The sequence below is a fragment of the Streptomyces sp. NPDC002499 genome (assembly GCF_053595415.1).
In genome coordinates this window covers 528,660-546,373 of sequence record NZ_JBSFXO010000002.1, presented here as the reverse complement: position 1 = coordinate 546,373, position 17,714 = coordinate 528,660, and the positions used below count along the sequence as shown (strand labels likewise).

The 17,714-nt window shown below is 70.4% G+C and carries 14 protein-coding genes; all 14 read left to right on the top strand.

Going from position 1 to position 17,714, the window contains the following annotated elements; translation table 11 throughout:
• Positions 1–32 precede the first annotated feature (32 nt).
• Positions 33–1,976: a phage tail sheath family protein gene (locus ACWD5F_RS06940; protein ID WP_451251835.1), complete on the top strand. Its 1,944-nt coding sequence runs from the start codon at positions 33–35 to the stop codon at positions 1,974–1,976.
• A 31-nt stretch (positions 1,977–2,007) separates the two neighbouring features.
• Complete coding sequence (locus ACWD5F_RS06935; protein WP_401715091.1) at positions 2,008–2,508, top strand: phage tail protein; 501 nt, start codon at positions 2,008–2,010, stop codon at positions 2,506–2,508.
• Between the two features lie 10 nt (positions 2,509–2,518).
• Complete coding sequence (locus tag ACWD5F_RS06930; protein ID WP_401715089.1) at positions 2,519–3,379, top strand: T4 family baseplate hub assembly chaperone; 861 nt, start codon at positions 2,519–2,521, stop codon at positions 3,377–3,379.
• 1,497 nt (positions 3,380–4,876) lie between these two features.
• Positions 4,877–5,713 (top strand): DUF4255 domain-containing protein, encoded by an 837-nt coding sequence (locus ACWD5F_RS06925; RefSeq protein ID WP_451251833.1) that lies wholly within the window; start codon positions 4,877–4,879, stop codon positions 5,711–5,713.
• Between the two features lie 19 nt (positions 5,714–5,732).
• A complete protein-coding gene (locus tag ACWD5F_RS06920) occupies positions 5,733–7,877 on the top strand; it encodes an ATP-binding protein (RefSeq protein WP_451251831.1) in 2,145 nt (714 codons plus the stop codon).
• A complete protein-coding gene (locus ACWD5F_RS06915; protein ID WP_451251830.1) occupies positions 7,874–8,578 on the top strand; it encodes a hypothetical protein in 705 nt (234 codons plus the stop codon). The genes ACWD5F_RS06920 and ACWD5F_RS06915 overlap by 4 nt, the downstream gene beginning before the upstream one ends.
• A gap of 6 nt (positions 8,579–8,584) precedes the next feature.
• On the top strand, positions 8,585–9,145 hold the full coding sequence (locus ACWD5F_RS06910) for a hypothetical protein (protein ID WP_451251828.1): 561 nt from the start codon (positions 8,585–8,587) through the stop codon (positions 9,143–9,145).
• Positions 9,146–9,156: 11 nt separating this feature from the next.
• Complete coding sequence (locus ACWD5F_RS06905; RefSeq protein WP_451251826.1) at positions 9,157–10,260, top strand: phage late control D family protein; 1,104 nt, start codon at positions 9,157–9,159, stop codon at positions 10,258–10,260.
• Complete coding sequence (locus ACWD5F_RS06900; RefSeq protein ID WP_451251824.1) at positions 10,257–10,904, top strand: phage baseplate assembly protein V; 648 nt, start codon at positions 10,257–10,259, stop codon at positions 10,902–10,904. Before ACWD5F_RS06905 ends, ACWD5F_RS06900 begins: the two co-directional genes overlap by 4 nt.
• 3 nt (positions 10,905–10,907) lie before the next feature.
• Positions 10,908–11,417, top strand: a complete 510-nt coding sequence (locus ACWD5F_RS06895) for a hypothetical protein (RefSeq protein ID WP_451251822.1) — start codon at positions 10,908–10,910, stop codon at positions 11,415–11,417.
• 12 nt (positions 11,418–11,429) lie between these two features.
• The gene (locus tag ACWD5F_RS06890; RefSeq protein ID WP_124003105.1) at positions 11,430–11,789 is read left to right on the top strand and encodes a GPW/gp25 family protein; all 360 of its coding nucleotides are present in this window, start codon (positions 11,430–11,432) and stop codon (positions 11,787–11,789) included.
• Positions 11,790–11,799: 10 nt separating this feature from the next.
• Positions 11,800–13,362, top strand: a complete 1,563-nt coding sequence (locus tag ACWD5F_RS06885) for a baseplate J/gp47 family protein (protein ID WP_451251819.1) — start codon at positions 11,800–11,802, stop codon at positions 13,360–13,362.
• A 2-nt stretch (positions 13,363–13,364) separates the two neighbouring features.
• Entirely contained in the window at positions 13,365–15,455 is a 2,091-nt protein-coding gene (locus ACWD5F_RS06880; protein ID WP_451251817.1) for a hypothetical protein, read from the top strand.
• Positions 15,448–17,709: a DUF6519 domain-containing protein gene (locus ACWD5F_RS06875; protein WP_451251815.1), complete on the top strand. Its 2,262-nt coding sequence runs from the start codon at positions 15,448–15,450 to the stop codon at positions 17,707–17,709. Before ACWD5F_RS06880 ends, ACWD5F_RS06875 begins: the two co-directional genes overlap by 8 nt.
• Positions 17,710–17,714: the final 5 nt, after the last annotated feature.

Below are 17,714 nucleotides of genomic sequence, written 5' to 3'. Positions count from 1 at the left end.
ACCCCAGGCTTCGATTCGTAGAGGAGACGATCATGCCGACCCTGAGTTATCCGGGTGTCTACGTCCAGGAGGTGTCCGGCGGAGTGAGGCCGCTGGACACGGCCAGCACGTCCACCGCCGCGTTCGTCGGACTGAGCGAGATGGGTCCGGACACCGGCGCGGGACTGATCACCAACTGGACCGACTTCCAGCGCGTCTACGGCTCGTTCATCACGGACAGCTACCTCGCCCACGGCGTGTTCCAGTACTTCGGCAACGGCGGCCGCCAGTGCTACATCGTGCGCGTCACCCGCACCGACGCCAAGGTCGCCAGTGTCACCGTGCACAACCGTGCCGCCCAGCCGGCGGCGGGACTCACCTTCTCGGCGAAGAACAAGGGCGAGTGGGGCAACACGCTGCTCCTCCAGATCGAGGACGGCACACTCGACCCCGGCAACTTGTTCAAGCTGACGGTCCGCCGGCAGACCGATCCCACCTTTGTGCCGGACAGCCCGCAGGACCTGCCGGCGCTGGAGGTCTTCGACAACCTCAGCATCGACCCCGCCTCGCCCGCCTACGTCGTCACTGTCGTCGGACAGGCCTCCGGGCTGATCGACGTCGAGGTCCTCGCGGCCAACAGCGGCACCCAACAGGGCGTCCACCGGGGCGGGTTGGGCCCGACCCTGCCGCTGGACACCGACCTCGCCTTCCAGATCTCCCTCGACGGCGACGGCTTCCAGCCGGTCACGCTGGCCACGGGAGCGGGCACGGCCACCGCGCTCAGTGACGTGGCCGCCGCCATCGAGACCGCGGTGCACGCCCTGCACAAGAGGAAGGCGTCCACCGACCCCGCGGCCTTCACCGGTTTCGCCTGCACCACGGAGACCGTGGGCACGAAGTCCCGGCTCGTGCTGAAATCCGGTACGACCACGGCCACTTCGTCCGTACGGATACAGCCCGTGGCGGCGCACGACGCCACCGCGCTGCTCAGGATCGGGGCCGCAGCGGGCGGACGCTCCGAGGACGGCATCGCGCTACGACGCCCGGCCGCCGTCCAGTTGCTGCAGATCGGCGACTCGGGGATCGCCGCGCCCGTCACGGCGGCCACCCGTGGCTCCGACGGCGACGCGGACATCACCGAGACCTCGTTCAGCGACGCGTTCTCCCGGCTGGACCACGTCACCGACTTCAGCCTGCTGGCCGTACCGGGGGAGTCCAGCCCCGCGATGGCCGACCTGGGGATGGCCTACTGCGCCAACCGCCCGCTCCAGGACGTCTTCTACATCGCCGAGACCGGCCGGGACGACGACACCGTCGCCGACGCGACGACCTTCCGCAACAAGCTGACCACCTCCAACTCCTACGGGGCGCTGTACTTCCCGTGGGTCAAGTCCCTCGACCCCGCGGGCGGTTCGGCCGATCCGGTCCTTCTGCCTCCCTCCGGTTCGATCGCCGGCCTCTACGCCCGCATCGACGCCTCCCGCGGAGTGTGGAAGGCACCGGCCGGTACCGAGGCAGGGCTGAACGGGGTCGTCGGTCTCGGCGCTGAGCTGAGCGATGTCGACCACGGCAACCTCAACCCCCGGGGCGTCGACGTCATCCGGCGCTTCCCCGGAGTCGGCGTGGTGGCGTTCGGCGCCCGCACGATCTCCGCGGACCCGCAATGGCGCTACGTCCCGGTGCGCAGGACCGCGATCATGCTGCGGGTCAGCATCTACAACGGCATCCAGTGGGCCGTGTTCGAACCCAACGACGAGCCCCTGTGGTCCCAACTGAGGCTGTCCATCGGCTCCTTCATGACGACCCTGTTCCGCCAGGGGGCGTTCCAGGGCGCCACCCCCTCGCAGGCCTTCTTCGTCAAGTGCGACGCGGAGACGACCACGCAGGCCGACATCGACGCCGGGGTGGTCAACGTGCTCGTGGGCTTCGCACCCCTGAAGCCGGCCGAGTTCGTCGTCGTGAAGATCAGCCAGCAGGCGGGCCTGGCGTCCGGGTAACGGCGGACGAACTACAAAAGGAGCAGGGCCGATGCCCAAGTTCACTGTCAACAGCACCCGGTTCGACCCCTACCTGGGATTCAGGTTCAAGATCAAGATCGACGGCCAGTACGTGGCCGGCCTCAACAAGTGCAGCCCGCTGAAACGCACCACGGAGGTCACCTCCTGGTACGAGGGCGGCGACGCCAGCGGTCCCCACCAGATACCGGGGAAGACCCAGCACGCCCAGATCACGCTGGAGGCCGGTGTCACCCACGACACCACCTTCGAGGACTGGGCGAACAAGGTGAACAACTTCCAGGGCGACGCCGCGATGTCCCTGGCCACCTTCCGCAAGGACATCGCCATCGAGGTCTACAACCTCGGCGGCCAGAAGGTCCTCGCCTACAACGTCTACCGCTGCTGGGTCTCCGAGTACCAGGCGCTGCCCGAGCTGGACGCGGGCGGCAACGCGGTGATGATCAGCTCGATCAAGCTCGAGAACGAAGGCTGGGCCCGGGACACCTCGGTGACCGAGCTCAAGGAGACCTGAGAGGTTCCCCATGGGCGTGCTTCCGGGCGGCTACTGGGACTCCGCCGGACGACTGCACCGAGAGTTCGAACTTGCGACCCTGACCGGCCGCGAGGAGGAGCTGCTGGCCGGCGCCCGCTCGCCGCACACGGCGGCGTTCGTCACCGAGGTGCTCAGCCGGTGCGTGGCCCGACTGGGCGACATCAGCCCGGTACCGCCGGAGGTGACCCGCCAACTGCTGGTCGCCGACCGCCAGTTCCTGCTGCTGCACCTGCGCAGGGCCACCTTCGGCGACCGGGTCGGGGCGAGCCTGATCTGTCCCTGGCCGGAGTGCGGTCGACGGGTCTCGATCGAGTTCTCCGTCGACAGCGTGCCGGTCGAGGAGGCCCGGGATCGCGCACCGACCCACACGATGACCACGTCCGACGGCACGGAGGTCACCTTCCGACTGCCCACGGGCGCCGACCAGGAGGAACTCTCGGCCCACCTGGCGGTCAACGAGGCCGAGACGCTCACCGGACTGCTGGCCCGCTGCGTCCTGCGGATGGGTCCGCAGGGCGACCCACCGGACCGTGAGTCGGTGGCCGCGCTGCCGGCGGCCGTCAGGGCCGAGATCGAGGAAGCCATGCGGGAGAGGGCCCCCTCGGTCGAACAGACCCTGGAGGCCGAGTGCGCCGAGTGCGGCCGGACCTTCCTCGCGCCCTTCGACGTCCACCGCTTCTTCTTCGGCGAACTGCGCACCGACGCCACCGCGCTGTACCAGGAAGTCCACTACCTGGCCTATCACTACCACTGGAGCGAGACCGAGATCATGGCCATGACCCGCGACAGACGGCACACGTACATCGACGTGCTCGCCGACGCGATCGAGGTGCTCAACAGTGGCACGTGACGGTTACGCCTACGCGGTACTGGCCGACGGTGCCCGCCCCTACCGCCACCGCGCCGGCGTCCGCGCCCTGCTGGGCGCGGCCGAGGAGACGGGCGTACGGGTCAGCTTCGCACCGGCGGTGCGGGGGCGCTCCTTTCGCTACGTCCGCGAGTACCAGGGCGATACGGCGGCGCCGTCGGGGTGGGACGACGTGCTGGCGGAGGTGGAGGCCGAGGCGGGGACCGGCGGGCGGGGGCGGCTGACTCGTCCAGTAACTCAACTCGCGGCTGGCACAAGGCCATTTGAAGGGCCTGCGCTTGAAGAGGGTGCGGCTGGCACGCGTGCAGCGCATGGTGCGTCCAGCTCCGCGCGTCCGCCACGACCACATGACGCCGAGCCGGAAGCGGTCGCCGACAGTTATGCGCGCGCGGTCCTGGTCGACGGGGCTCAGCCCTACCTCCACCGTTCCGGTGCGCGCGCCCTGCTCGGGGTGGCCGAGGACACGGGTGTCCGGACGAGCTTCACGTCGGCTGGGCGGGGGCGTTCTTTCCACTACGTCCATGAGGGCGAAGACAGTTCGATGGCGCCGTCGGGCTGGGACGATGTCCTGGCGCAGACGGAGACCGTAAGCGCGGCCGAGGTTCTGCCCCGCGAGCCGGAAGCGACCACCGAGACCGTAGCGGTCGCCGTCACGCCGGTCATCGTCGACGTGGTCGTCCCTGGTGGCAAGGCGAGGACGGCGACTTCCCATCGGACGGAAGAAGAGCCAACCGCGAGTCGCCCCGCGAAGGCACCGGACCACACAACTCGGTCGGCGACCGAAGTCCCGGTATCAGAAGGCGAATTGGTCCGTAGTAATCCGAGGAGGGAACTGCCAAAAGCAGTGCGGAACGCGCCGGCACGCGCCCTTCATGACGAGGCTCCGACCGAGTCACGCCCCACGACCACGCCTGTGCCCGCTTTCATACCTGAGCGCGCGCCCATGCCTAAGCCTGCACCCGGCCTCACACCTGCGCTCGACCTCGCGCCCACGTCCACACCTGCGCCCAACCTCCCGCACACGCCCGCGTCTGAGCCCACATCCAGTCCTGAGCCCACGCCCAGTCCGGCGCCCCACGCCGCTCCCCACCCCACCCCTCGCCACGCCCCCGCAGCGCCCGCCCCCACCCGTTCGCGGACCCTGCCCACCCGCCGACCGATCCCGCGCTCAGAGGGGATCGACACCCCACTTGAGCCGGATCCCGCCGAGCCGTTCGCCCCCTCGCCTGCTTCTCGGACCTGCCCCCGCCGGCACGTCACCCCGCCCTACCGCCGGAGCACACCCCCGCCGACCGCTGCCCCCACACCCCCGCAGCAGCAGCCCGCCGAACTCACCCCCACCGCGCCCCAAGCCTCGGCACCCACCCGAACTCCCGTTCCACCGCAGGTCGTTGTGGTCCGGGCCCCCGCCGAGCCGTCGGGCGAGGCCGCCTTCTGGGAGCGTCGGCATCTCGGGCGGTTCCTGAACGGGGTCGTGCGATGAGTGCCTCCACCGCGCTCGGCATGGTCAGCGCGTCGCTGCGGAACCTCCTGGTCGGCGAGATGCGGCTCAGCCCCGCGCCCGACGTCACGATCCTCGCGCCGGACGAGCAGAGCAGCACGCGCCGGATCAACCTGTTCCTCTACAAGCTGGCCGAGAACCCGTTCCTGAAGAACCAGGACTTCACAGTCCAACCGGGCAGCCCCAACCAACTCGTGCCGGCGCCCCTGTCGTTGACCATGTCCTACCTGCTGACTCCCTACGCGCCCAACGACCCGCAGGAAGGCAACGCGGCCGCGCACCAGCTCCTCGGCGAGGCGATGCGGGTGTTCTACGAGAACGCCGTCGTCCCGTCCGTCTATCTGGACCCCGGTCTCGCCGACGCCCGCGAGCGGTTGCAGATCGCCGGCAACGCCCTCGACCCGGAGGAACTCAGCCGGATCTGGAGTACCTTCTCGCAGCCGTTCCGCCTGTCCGTGCTCTACCAGGTCTCCACCGTGCAGCTCGACCGACTCCCGGCCGCCCGGCAGCCGTTGGCCAACCGTGTGCGGCAGGTCGGTGTCGACGTCGGGGCGCCGTTCGACCCGCCCGCGGTCACCGACATGACCCCGGCTGCGGGCCCCGCCGGCACCACGCTCACCTTCACCGGCGTCCATCTCGCCCGATGGCGGGGCCGGGTGCGGATCGGCGACCGAGCGGTGCTGCCGGGACAACAGCTGACCGGCGACACCTTCACCGCCGTAGTACCCGACGACCTGCTCCCCGGCTTCTACGAGGTGCGGGTGGACGTCGCCGGCCTCTACCGGCGCACCTTCCTCTACGAGGTGACCCCATGACCCTCTACGAGGTGACCCCATGACGGCCTACCAGGACACCTTCGAGCACCTCACGGACGAACTGCGCCGTCTCGACCTGCTGATCGCGCTGCGGCTGGAGACGGCCGCGCTTCAGAACGAGGCGTTCCCGCACTCCCAGGTGGACCGGACCGTGTACATCACCCGGCAGGAGGTCGACAGGCTGCTCGCCGAAGGCCTCGACACCGGCATCAGCTCCGGCACGGCGGCCAACCTGGTCGCTCTGAAGGTGCTCTCCGCCGAGATCGAGGACAGGGTCCGGGAGAGCGCACACGAAGGTGTCGAACCGCCGCTGGTCGCCCTCGGTCGGCTCTTCGGGCTGTCGCCGACGGAGTTGGGCGCCGTACTCATCTGTCTCGCTCCTGAACTGCGCCGCAAGTACGACCGGTTGTACGCCTACCTCCAGGACGACATCACCCGCCGCAGGCCCAGCGTCGACCTGATCCTGGAGCTGCTCTGCACGAGCGAGCGGGAGCGCTGGATCGCCGGCAGCCTCTTCCTGGCCGACGCGCCCCTGCTGCGCTACGGCATTCTGCGGACTGTCGACGACCCGCTGAGTCCGTCCGGCTCGTCCGGGCTGGCCCGCTTCCTGGTGCTGGATCCGCGGATCCGCCAGTATCTGCTGGGTTCCGGTGAGCCCGATGCCCGGCTCGTCGGCCACGTCGGCGTGTACGAGCCGACCGATCCGATCGAGCGCGAGGCGGCCGATCCCGAACTCGCCGACCGACTGCTGCGGTTGGCCGTCCATCATCTGACCCCCGGCCGGCCGCCGCTGGTCTGTCACCTCCACGGCCCGGACAGCGACGGTCAGTTCGACCTGCTCCGGCTCACGAGCCGCCGCCTCGACCTCCCGTTCGTCAGCGCCGATGTCAGGACCTTGGTCGGCCCCGCCGGCGCGACTCTGGTGCGACTGGCCTTCCGCGAAAGTCTGTTGAGGGATGCGGCCGTGCATCTCGCACACGTGGACGTCCTGTTGGGCGAGGAGAACAGGGCACTGCTCGCCGCGCTCGCCGACGCCGTCGCCGACTTCGGACTCCCGGTCTTCCTCACCGGTACCTCGCCGTGGACGGCGGGGGCGACGGAGCTGCCGGTGCACTCCATGGACGTACCGCTGCCGGACCTGTCCCGCAGCACCGCGCTCTGGAAGGAAGTCCTCGGTGCCCACGCCGGACAAGAAGCCGACTGGGCCGCCGAGTTGGCCGGGCGGTACCGGCTGCCGGCCGCGCGGATCCGGGCCGCCGTCCGGCTGGCCGACAACCGGCGGCTGATGGAGCCCGTGCCACGGGAGCTGACCCTGGCCGACCTGACCGCGGCCTGCCGCAGCGAGTCCCAGCACTCGCTCGGACCGGCGGCCACCAAGGTGCGCACCCGCTGCGGCTGGGACGACCTGGTGCTGCCCGCCGACCGCGTCACCCAGCTCCGGGAGATCTGCGACCAGGTCCGCCACCGCCAACAGGTGCTGCACACCTGGGGGTTCGGCGCCCGCCTCGGCTATGGAACCGGTCTCAGCGTGCTCTTCAGCGGGCCGCCCGGTACCGGCAAGACGATGGCCGCCGAGGTGCTCGCGCACGAACTCGACGTCGACCTCTACAAGATCGACCTGTCCGGAGTGGTCAGCAAGTACATCGGCGAGACGGAGAAGAACCTCGCGCGGATCTTCGCCGAGGCGAGCTCCGGCAACGCCATCCTCTTCTTCGACGAGGCCGACGCGCTGTTCGGCAAGCGCACCGAGGTGTCGGACGCGCACGACCGGTACGCCAACATCGAGACGAGCTATCTGCTCCAGCGGATCGAGGAGTACGAGGGCATCGTCGTCCTCGCCACCAATCTGCGGCAGAACATCGACGACGCCTTCACCCGGCGGATCCGCTTCGTCGTGGAGTTTCCCTTTCCCGAGGCGGACGACCGGCGGCGGATCTGGCAGACGCTGCTGCCGCCCGGGGCGCCGCTGGCGGCGGACGTGGATCCGGCCCGGCTGGCCCGGGAGTTCGCGGTGACCGGCGCGAACATCAAGAACATCGTGCTCCAGGCGGCGTTCCTGGCCGCGGCCGAGGGGACCGCCATCGGGCGGCCGCACATCCTGCGGGGGACCCGCAGGGAGTTCGAGAAGATCGGCAAGCTCTGGGCCGAGGTGGGGGAGTCATGACCGACGGTTTTCCGAACAAGCCCAGGATCCTGCGGGGCGCCTTCGTGGAGTTCGGGCTGAGCGTGCCACCACTGACGGTGGTGTTCCAGTTCAACCCCGTACAGCTGACCCGCAATCACGCGCTGACGTTCTCGTTCCCCGGCGTGCCCGGCCCGGCCCCGGCCGCCGCGCCGCAACGCACCCTGCGGCAGTGCCGCGGTGAGTTCTCCGATCTGCTGGAACTCCAGCGGCAGCAACTGGTGAACGTGCAGGACCAGACCATCGCGTTCGACCTGCGGCTGGACGCCACCGACAAGCTCGACGACCGCGACACGGTGACCGAGCAGTTCGGCATCGCCCCGCAGATCTCCACGCTCGAACTGATGGTGTACCCGAAGGACGAGAGCCTGCTCGGGCGGGCCGGGGACGCCCTGCTCGGCAAGTCCGCGGGCTTCAGCTTCGCCAGGAGCCCCAACCCGCCGATGATCCTCTTCATCTTCGGCCGCAAGCGGGTGCTCCCGGTGAACATCAACGCGATGAACATCACCGAGACGGAGTTCAGCGCCGACCTCAACCCGGTGCGGGCCACGGTGTCGGTGAACCTGACCGTCATCGAGGGCAACAGCGTGCCGTACCTGTACTCCAAGGCCATGGTCGAGGCGATGTCGGCGCTCAACGTCGCCAACAGCACCGACGCCGCCAACGTCGTGGTCCCGGGGTGACGCGGCATGTTCGACAAGCTCTCCCGTTATCTGGAAGTGCCGGACATCGCGGTCGTCGACGCCCGGGGCAGGGTCGTGGCGGCCAAGGACGTCCGGCCCCTGCCCGAGGTGACCGGCACCTTCACCCACACCGTCGACAGCGGCGACCGGCTGGACCAACTGGCCTTCGCCTACTACCGCCAGCCGCTCCAGTACTGGCACATCTGCGACGCCAACCCCGCGTTCCTCTCGCCCCTCGACCTGCTGGACGGCGGACCGCTGGTGACCCACCGCTTCCCCCTCTCCGTGCGCCAGGGCACACCGCCCTGGGCGGCCCTGATCAGCGAACTGTCCCGGACGGTGGGCGTGGACGAGGTGACCGTGGTCGACGACGTGAGCGCCGTACCGCAGCCGGGCGGCGGAGTGGTGGAACAGGTCGACCGGGCGGTCCTGGTGACCCACGCGCGGGCGAGCGTCGACGCCCAGGCGCTGTCCGAGGTGATCAGGTCGACCGGATTCGGTGTCGGCCTCCCGGTGGAGCAGGGGCGGCTCGGGCGGCCGGTCGTCGTTCCTCCACAGGTGAGTTGAGGGGGCGGGCCATGCAGAACGACCACCTGCTCATCGAGATCGACGGCGCCGAGGCCTCCGACCTCAAGTGCGACCTGATCGGCCTCGACATCGAACTCGACGAGGAACTGGCCGGCATGTTCCGGATGACCCTGGCGCTGCGGCTGCGGGCCGACGGCTCGTGGACCCATCTGGACGACGGGCGGTTCGCGCTGTGGCGGAAGGTCGCCGTGACCGCCGGGCTCAAGGACGACGCCCGCAAGCTGCTGACCGCGTACATCACGCACGTACGACCGGAGTTCGGCCCCGGTATGGAGCAGTGCCGGCTGGAGGTGTGGGGGATGGACGGCAGCGTGCTGATGGACCGGACGGACGTGCTCAAGGCCTGGCCGAACATGAAGGACAGCGACATCGCCGCCCTGGTCTTCCAGCAGGCCGAACTCACCCCGCGGGTGGCCGACACCACGATCGTGCACAACGAGGAGATCTCCACGATCGTCCAGCGCGAGACCGACATCCGGTTCCTCAAGCGGCTGGCCCTGCGCAACGGTTACGAGTGCTTCGTGGAGGGCGGCACCGGATACTTCCGGCCGCCCGACCTCGGCCCGCCCGCACAGGCCCCGCTCAACGTCCACGCCGGCGCCCGGACCAACGTCAACAAGTTCAGCCTGGAGGTCAACGCGCTCGCCCCGGCGGACGTGACCATGAACGCGCTCGACCACGCCACCGGCACCCCGCTGGAAGCCGTGTCGCGCCCGGGTCACGAACCGGCCCTCGGCGCCCGCCGCCCGGCGGACGTGCTGCCCGCGCGCATGAAACCCGGCCAGGTGCGGGTCGCCCGGACCGTGGCCACCAGCGCCCACGAGATGGAGTCGATCTGCCAGGCCCTGCACGACCGGGGCGAGTGGTTCGTCAGCGGCGAGGGCGAGGTGGCCGCCAACCAGTACGGCTCCGTGCTCCTGCCGCGCCGCACCGTCGTCATCAACGGAGTCGGCGCGACCCACAGCGGCACCTACTACGTCACCCATGTCACCCACCGCTTCCGGGAGAACAGCTACAACCAGCACTTCCGGGTCAAGCGCAACGCCCTGACGGCGACCCGCGCCGGCCTCGGCATCCCGGCAGGTGTGCGATGACCCTGGAACTGGAACGGGTCGTCGCCGACCTCGCGGACAAGGTCGAGCGCCGCTTCTACGGCAAGTACCGGGGCGTCGTGCGCGACAACGAGGACCCCTCCCGGCTCGGCCGGCTCAAGGTCAGCGTGCCCAGCGTGCTGGGCCCGGACGTCGTCACCGGCTGGGCCACCCCGTGCGCGCCCTTCGGCGGCGCGCCCGACCAGGGATTCCTCTTCGTGCCGGAGCGCGACGCCGGAGTGTGGGTGGAGTTCGAGGAGGGCGACCCGGAGTTCCCGATCTGGGTCGGCACCTACTGGACGGCACCGGACGCGGCGAGCCAACTGCCCAAGCCGCAGGCCGCGGACGGCACGGAGGAGTCCGAGGTCCCGAAGCTGATCACACGCAAGATCATCAAGACGCTCAAGGGCCACACCCTCCAGTTCGAGGACCGCGACGGCGCGGAGACGGTCCTCCTGCGCGAGGGCGTCAAGGGCCACCTCATCGCCCTGACCCAGCACGGCATCCGCGTCACCGACGCCACCGGCAACACGATCGAGATGACGGACAAGGCGATGACGCTGCACGCCGCCGTGCCGTTCACCATCGACGCCCCCGGCCAGCCCGTGGTGATCGTCTGCGACACCGTCGACTTCAAGAAGGGCTGAGCCATGGGACAACTCCTCGTCGTCAAGGGCGATCCGGTCCAGGGCACCGACCAGCACAACGTGCAGGGCCTGGGCCCCAACCCGGCCGCACCGCCACCCAACGCCCTGTACGTCGGCATCGGTGACTACGCCTACAAGGGCTCGGTCACCGAAGGGCTCAGCACCTTCGTCACCATCGCCGGCACGCCCGTGGCGCTGGTGACCAGCCGCAGTGGACTCGATCCCGGAGAGGACTCGCCGGGCGGTGGCCACGTCGGCTCGGCGGGCGGCAACTTCGTGCCCGGCCCGGGCACCCTCGCCCTCACCCCGAACGTGGACGACACCCTTCAGATCACCGACACACCCCTGGGCACCGGCGTGCCCAACTCCGCGGCCGGCAACGCCTTGTTCACCGTCGGCGGCGTCCGGGTGCTGCTGGACGGCGACGCGATCGACACGTGCAGCGGCCTCGGCAAGCCCGCCGACTCGACGGTCGCCGCACAGGGCCAGGACTTCGTGACGTGTTCCGGGTGAGGGAGGAAGCACATGGCGACGGGATTCGGATTCCCGCTCGGAGTCGACGCCTCGGGGGCGATCCGGCCCGACGGGGAGGACGCCGAACTGCGCGGCAAGGTGGTCCAGGTGCTGTTCACCGCACCGGGGGAGCGGGTGAACCAACCCGAGTTCGGCTGCGGGCTGTTCAACCTCGTCTTCGATCCCACGAACACGATCATGGCCGCCGCCGTGGAGTTCTCCGTCAGCTCGGCGCTCACCCGCTGGCTGGGGGACCTCCTGGTGGTCGGCGGGGTGGACGTCCGCTCCGACGACGAGGCACTGACCGTGGAAGTGGCCTACGTACGACGCAAGGACCTGGCTCCCCAGGCACTCCGCGTCCACTTCAGGTAAGGGCGACGTGATGGTGGAAATAGCGCAGGTGAACGGCCAGCCGGTCATCGACTACATGGCCCGTGACTACGAGAGCCTGCTCCAGGCCATGCGCGACCAGATCCCGCACAAGCTCTCGCAGTGGACGGACTTCACCAACGAGGCCGACTTCGGGAACGTGCTGCTGCAACTGTTCGCGCACATCGGCGACATCCTCAGCTACTACCAGGACCGGGTCGCCAACGAGAGCTTCCTGGGCACCGCGCAGACCCGCCGCAGCGTCATCGACCACCTGCGGCTGATCGGCTACGAACTGGGCACCGCGGCGCCGGCCGCCGCCTCCCTGACGGTGTCCGTGCCGGGCTCGGTCGGCGAGGTGGTCACGATCGTCAAGGGCGACGCGTTCGCCACCAGGAGCCAGAAGGACCGGCCCAGCATGCGGTTCGAGTACGCCGGCGACTCGCCCCTGACCATCGACTTCGGCGCGCTCACGGCGGATGCGACCACCGGCCGCAAGACCTTCACCGGACTGCCCGTGCAGGAGGGCCGGCTCATCGAGGGCGAGGTGCTCGGCACCTCCGACGGAACCGCGAACCAGCGCTTCCCCCTGGCCCACCAGGGCGCCCTGCTCGACCGCCTGTCGGCACCCCAACTCACCGGCCAGGACGTCCTGTTGCTGACGACCCTGTCCGGAACGGTGGACGCGTGGACCCGGCGCGAGACCCTCGCGTTCAGCCAGTCGGGACAGGACGACTACGTCATGGAGGTCGACGAGAACGACCGGGCCACGGTCGTGTTCGGCGACGGCACCTTCGGCTCGGTGCCCCGCCAGGGGGCGCAGATCACCGCGACCTACCGCGTCGGCGGCGGCTCGGCCGGCAACGTGCCCGCCGGAGCGATCACCACGATCGCCGACACCCCTCAACTCGCCCTCCTGGGCGCCCAGATCACCAACCCGCTGCCCGCCACCGGCGGCGCCGAACGCGAGGACATCACCCACGCCGTACGGCAGGCACCGGCGGTCTTCCGCTCCCTGCGACGCGCGGTCACCGCACCCGACTTCGAGGCACTTGCCCTCAGCCACAAGGGAGTCGGGAAAGTGCGCGCCGCCGCCACGGGCTGGAACGAGGTGACCCTCTATGTCGCACCCGAGGGCGGCGGCAAGGTCAGTGACGTCCTGGCGGCGAGCCTCACCGCCTACTTCGAGGACAAACGGATGCTCAGCCAGATCGTCGAGATAGCCGACGTGGACTACGTCCCGATCCTCGTCACGGCCGAGATCTCGGTGGAGAGCTTCTACGTGCCCGCCGACGTGGTGGCCGCGGTGCAGCGGGCGGCGGCCGGCCTGCTGGCCTTCGACCGGGTCGACTTCAACCAGAGCGTGTACCTGAGCCGCTTCTACGACGTCAGCCAGAGCGTGCCGGGCGTGGTCTTCGTCAACATCACCGAGTTCCGCCGCGGCGACCGGCCGACCCCCGCCGTCGAACCGCACGGCACGATCACCCTCGGTCCCAACGAGGTGCCGGTCGTGCCCACCGAGACCGCCTACGCGTCCGGCCTGAAGGTCGTCCTCCTCGGCCAGGCGGGGGGCTGACCATGCGACTGCTCGACATCACCGCCACCGCCCACTCCGACGGCAACAGCATCGACCTGACCTGGGCCTACCCGAAGGACGTGGTCCCTCCGAGCATCCGAGTGGTGCGACGCGAGGGCACCCACCCGCAGGATCCCCACGACGGCGTCACCATCGCGCAGGGAAAGGGCCTGACCGGCACGAGCGACAACGGCCTGCTCGGCGAACACGTCTACTACTACGCCCTGTTCCCCTTCACCGGGGACCCGCCCGTCTACGACCCCGACCCGCACAACGTGGCCGCCGCGACCGCCACCACGCACTACGGATTCGCCGACCGGCTGTACGGCATGCTGCCCGCGCTCTACCGGCGCTACGACGCCGACCGGCCCCCGGCACGCAGCGTCGACAAACCGTCTCTCGACACCGACCCGGGTCAACTGCGCGGATTCCTGGACCTGCCCGGGGCCGAACTGGACCGGCTCTACAGCCTGGGCCGCGCCGCGCTGTCGCTGGCCGACCTGGAGCGGGTCGAGGGCGGGCTGCTGCCGCTGCTGGCCCAGTGGATCGGCTGGCGCACCGACCACAGCCTGCCGGTCGCCGCGCAGCGCAACGAGATCCGCTACGCGCCCCGGCTGTACCGGGGCACGGGCAGCGTCCCCACATTGGACGCGACGGTCGCCAGGGTCTCCGGCTGGTCGAACCGCACCAAGGAGTTCGTCCACAACGTGGCCCGCAGCAACCGGCCCGAGCGGCTCAACCTGTGGTCCACACTGCGCGACTCGGCGGGCGACTGGAGCACACCGTCCCTCGCGTCGGTCGACTTCGCCCACGACGGCCGGCCGGCCGCGGTGCAGGAGGCCGACGGCTCGACGCTGTTCGTCTACCACACGCGCCGTCAGCACGGCTGGGACATCTGGTCCAAGCGGTACGCCGACGGCGACTGGGAGCCGAGCCGACCGGTCACCGACGGGCCCGCCACCGACAAGAACCCGGCCGCGGCCCGCCAGGGCGACAAGCTGTGGCTGTTCTGGCAGACCTACGATCCCGCACAGGCAGCGCAGGATCGGCACTGGCGGATCAACTTCACCGTCCGCACCCCCACCGCCGACGGCCCGCGGTGGAGCGCGCCCGCCGTGTTCGGCGACCCGTCCATCGAGCGCCGGCTGCCGGCCGCGGTGGCCGACGACGCCGGCGGTGTGTGGCTGTTCTGGCTGGAACGAGTGGCCGGGGTCTGGCAGTTGCGCTACAACCGGCACGACGGCACCGACTGGCAACTCACCACCCCGGCCGCCTTCCCGCTCGCCGGCGGCCAGGACCCCCGGGTCGAGGACGACCTGTGCGTGGTCTTCCACCCCACCGAAACCACCGCGCGCCTCTGGCTGTTCTGGGCCCGGCGCGAACCGGCGGGTCCGGCCGGCCAGAGCCGCTGGAGCGTCTTCTACCGGATCAAGCAGGGCCTCGCCCCGGCCACCTCGGACTGGTCCCAGGTCCGGCCACTGCCCAGAACGAACGAGGGCTTCCACGACCGGCAACCCGCACCCCGGGTCACGCCGTCGGGCACCGTCGAGGTGTTCTGGTCGTCGACCCGCGGCGGCGGCTGGTCGATCGTCCGCGCGGGCCTGACACCCGGCACCCTCGCGTGGGACACACCCGAGGAAGTCGTCGGCGCCCCGTACGCACGCCGTGGCCCACTCGCCGTACCCACCGGCCAAGGCACCCTGCTCACCTACCGCTCCAACGAAGGCATCACGTACGCGAGCGAGGAGTTCGGCGCCACCAGCACCCTCGACAACCGGTACGCGGGAACCACCTCGGTCGACACCCGGGACACCGCGAAACGGGAGGCACGGGGCACCTTCGAGGACTTCCAGACCTATACGTACGACACCGGGTCCGGCGGCCGGCGCACCGACGCCGACCGGATCTCCCGCGACACGGTCGGCCTGTTCCTCACCCCGGACACCACCGATCCCGTACGGACCGACGCCGTGGTCACCCGACTCGCGGGCGCGCTCGCGGACTTCATGCCGGTGACCACCCGACCGGTCTTCATCACGCATCCGCCCAGCGGCACCGTCCGCACGTCCCGGGGAGGGGGGCACCGTGGGTGACTTTTCCCGCAGCACCTTCGACCGCGTCAAGCACTACGTGGGCATACGGCTCCAACAGGGCGTCCCGCTGGTGGACGCCGACTGGAACGAACTGGAGGACATCCGGCGGTTCGAGGTCGAGGCCTTCCTCAAGTGGTTCGTCGGCGACGGCGTACCGGCCGGCAACGACGGCTTCCGGATGGTGGCCGCCGCGGGCGGCGGAGTCGGCACGATCCGGCTCACCCCGGCGGCGACCGGCACGGTCGGCTCCTCGGTGAGCGTGGACGTGACCGCGTCGACGGCCGCCACGGCCCTGGGCTTCACCCAGGTCAACCGGCAGGCGGCCCGCGGCCTGGCCCCCGCGCGGCTGACCGGCGACGCGGCCCAGCCGTTCGCGCTGACCGCCGGGATGACCCTGGTGGTCTCGGCGAACGGGGCGCCGCCCCAGACCGTGACGTTCACGGCGAGCGGCTTCGCCGACCTCGGCGCCGCCACCGCCGCCGAGGTGACCGCGGTGATCAACGCCGCCGCCAACCGCGTGGTCGCCTCGGCCGGCACGGGCAACGACTTCTTCGTCGCCGGCGGCGACGGCACCCCCGAGGGCGCGGGGCGCTGCCTCGCCGACGGCCGCGACGCCGTCCACGAGGGCCGGCTCGCCTACAGCTCCCAACCGCTGTACGCCAACACCGCGTTGGCCACGGCCTGGGGTGTGCCCGTCGTCCAGGAACTCGCCGCGCCCACGTCGGGCACCCGCTCGGACCTGGTCTACCTCGACGTGTGGGACCGGGAGGTCACCTCGGCCGAGGACGACACCCTGTTCGACCCGCTGGTCGGCATCGAGACCTGCGTGCGGGTGCGCCGGGAGTGGGCGGTGCGGGTGCGGCCGGGCGCCACCCAGCCGCCGGTGCCCAACGACACCGACTACGTGAGCGGGCACTCCTACCTTCAACTGGCCCGGATCGGCAGGCAGTCCGGCGTCACCGCCATCCGGCCGCCGGCGCTGATCGACCTGCGCCCGCGCAATCTCCAGGTGCCGCCGAGCACCCTGGTCGACGACGTCCTGGGCACCATCGGCGGCGACACCTCGATCGCGCCGGCCTATCGCAGGGGACAGAAGCGCCCCCGCGCCAGCCTGCGGGACGCGATCAACGCCCTGTTGGCGGGCCAACTTCCGCCCAGCCCGGAGATATCCGTGTCCCCGGGAGAGAAGGCGGACCTGCTGAACAAGGCCAGCGTGGTCGACGCGGCCGGCGGGCTGGTCGCCGTATGGCAGGCGTCGCGGTCCGGCAGCAACCAGATCCTCGCCGCCCGGCTGGATCCGGGCCGCCCCGACCTCGGCTTCACCCTCGCGCCCGCCATCACCAGCGAGGGCCAGAACATCGAGCCCGCTGCGGTGGCGCTGCCCGGCGGCGACCTGCTGATCGCGTACCAGAACGGGTTGCTGGACGGGCCCGCCACGGACGTACTGATGAAGCGCGGGCCGCTGGCCGGGCTCGGCGCCGCGGCTCCGCAGACGGTGGCCGCCACCGCGGCCCCGGTGTCGGACCAGCGGGTGCGTGCCGTGCTGGCCGGGGACCAGGTGGTGTTCTTCACGCACCAGAGCAGCTCCACGCTCAAGCAGTGGTTCTACCGGCGCTACCGGCACACCGACAACGTCTTCCTCGACCTCGCGCCGGTGGCGCTGTCGGCGACCGGTCTGACCCAGCGGGACCTGCACACGGCTTCGGCCGAGGGCAAGGTGTGGGTGGCCTACGCGGACGGGACCAAACTCCAGATCCTGCGCTTCAACCCGGTCCCGACCACCTCCAACCCGCAGGACCCGCCGGTCATCGACCTCCAGAAGGACTTCCCGGCCACCGGCGAGCTGAGTGTGTTCGTCCTGGCGCTCAGCGGCACCGAGGTCCTGGTCTTCTACGACGACGGCGCGGGACTGACCGTCGTCTCGGGCAACAACGGGACCTGGACCACGCTGCGGGTGCCCGACTCCGACGCCGCCGACGCCACGCCCGCCGCGGTGCGCGACGCGGACGGCACGGTGTACCTGGTCAGCAACAGGCCCGGGATCAGCGGCGGTTCGGATCTCGTCCTGCGCCGCCGGACCGTGATCGGCGGCAACTGGACCGCCGCCCAGCGGCTCGTCGCCGCCACCCAGTCCCAACCCAACCTCAGTCCGCATCCCTTCCTCGTGCCCGACCTGGGCCTGTGGTTGCTGTGGGTCAGCAATCGCACCGGGGATGTCGACGTCTACGCCAAGCAGATCATCACCGCCATCTAGGGGGA

Coding starts and splice junctions, on each gene's coding strand:
- ACWD5F_RS06940 (WP_451251835.1), top strand. CDS start 33: ATGCCGACCCTGAGTTATCCGGGTGTCTACGTCCAGGAGGTGTCCGGC.
- ACWD5F_RS06935 (WP_401715091.1), top strand. CDS start 2,008: ATGCCCAAGTTCACTGTCAACAGCACCCGGTTCGACCCCTACCTGGGA.
- ACWD5F_RS06930 (WP_401715089.1), top strand. CDS start 2,519: ATGGGCGTGCTTCCGGGCGGCTACTGGGACTCCGCCGGACGACTGCAC.
- ACWD5F_RS06925 (WP_451251833.1), top strand. CDS start 4,877: ATGAGTGCCTCCACCGCGCTCGGCATGGTCAGCGCGTCGCTGCGGAAC.
- ACWD5F_RS06920 (WP_451251831.1), top strand. CDS start 5,733: ATGACGGCCTACCAGGACACCTTCGAGCACCTCACGGACGAACTGCGC.
- ACWD5F_RS06915 (WP_451251830.1), top strand. CDS start 7,874: ATGACCGACGGTTTTCCGAACAAGCCCAGGATCCTGCGGGGCGCCTTC.
- ACWD5F_RS06910 (WP_451251828.1), top strand. CDS start 8,585: ATGTTCGACAAGCTCTCCCGTTATCTGGAAGTGCCGGACATCGCGGTC.
- ACWD5F_RS06905 (WP_451251826.1), top strand. CDS start 9,157: ATGCAGAACGACCACCTGCTCATCGAGATCGACGGCGCCGAGGCCTCC.
- ACWD5F_RS06900 (WP_451251824.1), top strand. CDS start 10,257: ATGACCCTGGAACTGGAACGGGTCGTCGCCGACCTCGCGGACAAGGTC.
- ACWD5F_RS06895 (WP_451251822.1), top strand. CDS start 10,908: ATGGGACAACTCCTCGTCGTCAAGGGCGATCCGGTCCAGGGCACCGAC.
- ACWD5F_RS06890 (WP_124003105.1), top strand. CDS start 11,430: ATGGCGACGGGATTCGGATTCCCGCTCGGAGTCGACGCCTCGGGGGCG.
- ACWD5F_RS06885 (WP_451251819.1), top strand. CDS start 11,800: ATGGTGGAAATAGCGCAGGTGAACGGCCAGCCGGTCATCGACTACATG.
- ACWD5F_RS06880 (WP_451251817.1), top strand. CDS start 13,365: ATGCGACTGCTCGACATCACCGCCACCGCCCACTCCGACGGCAACAGC.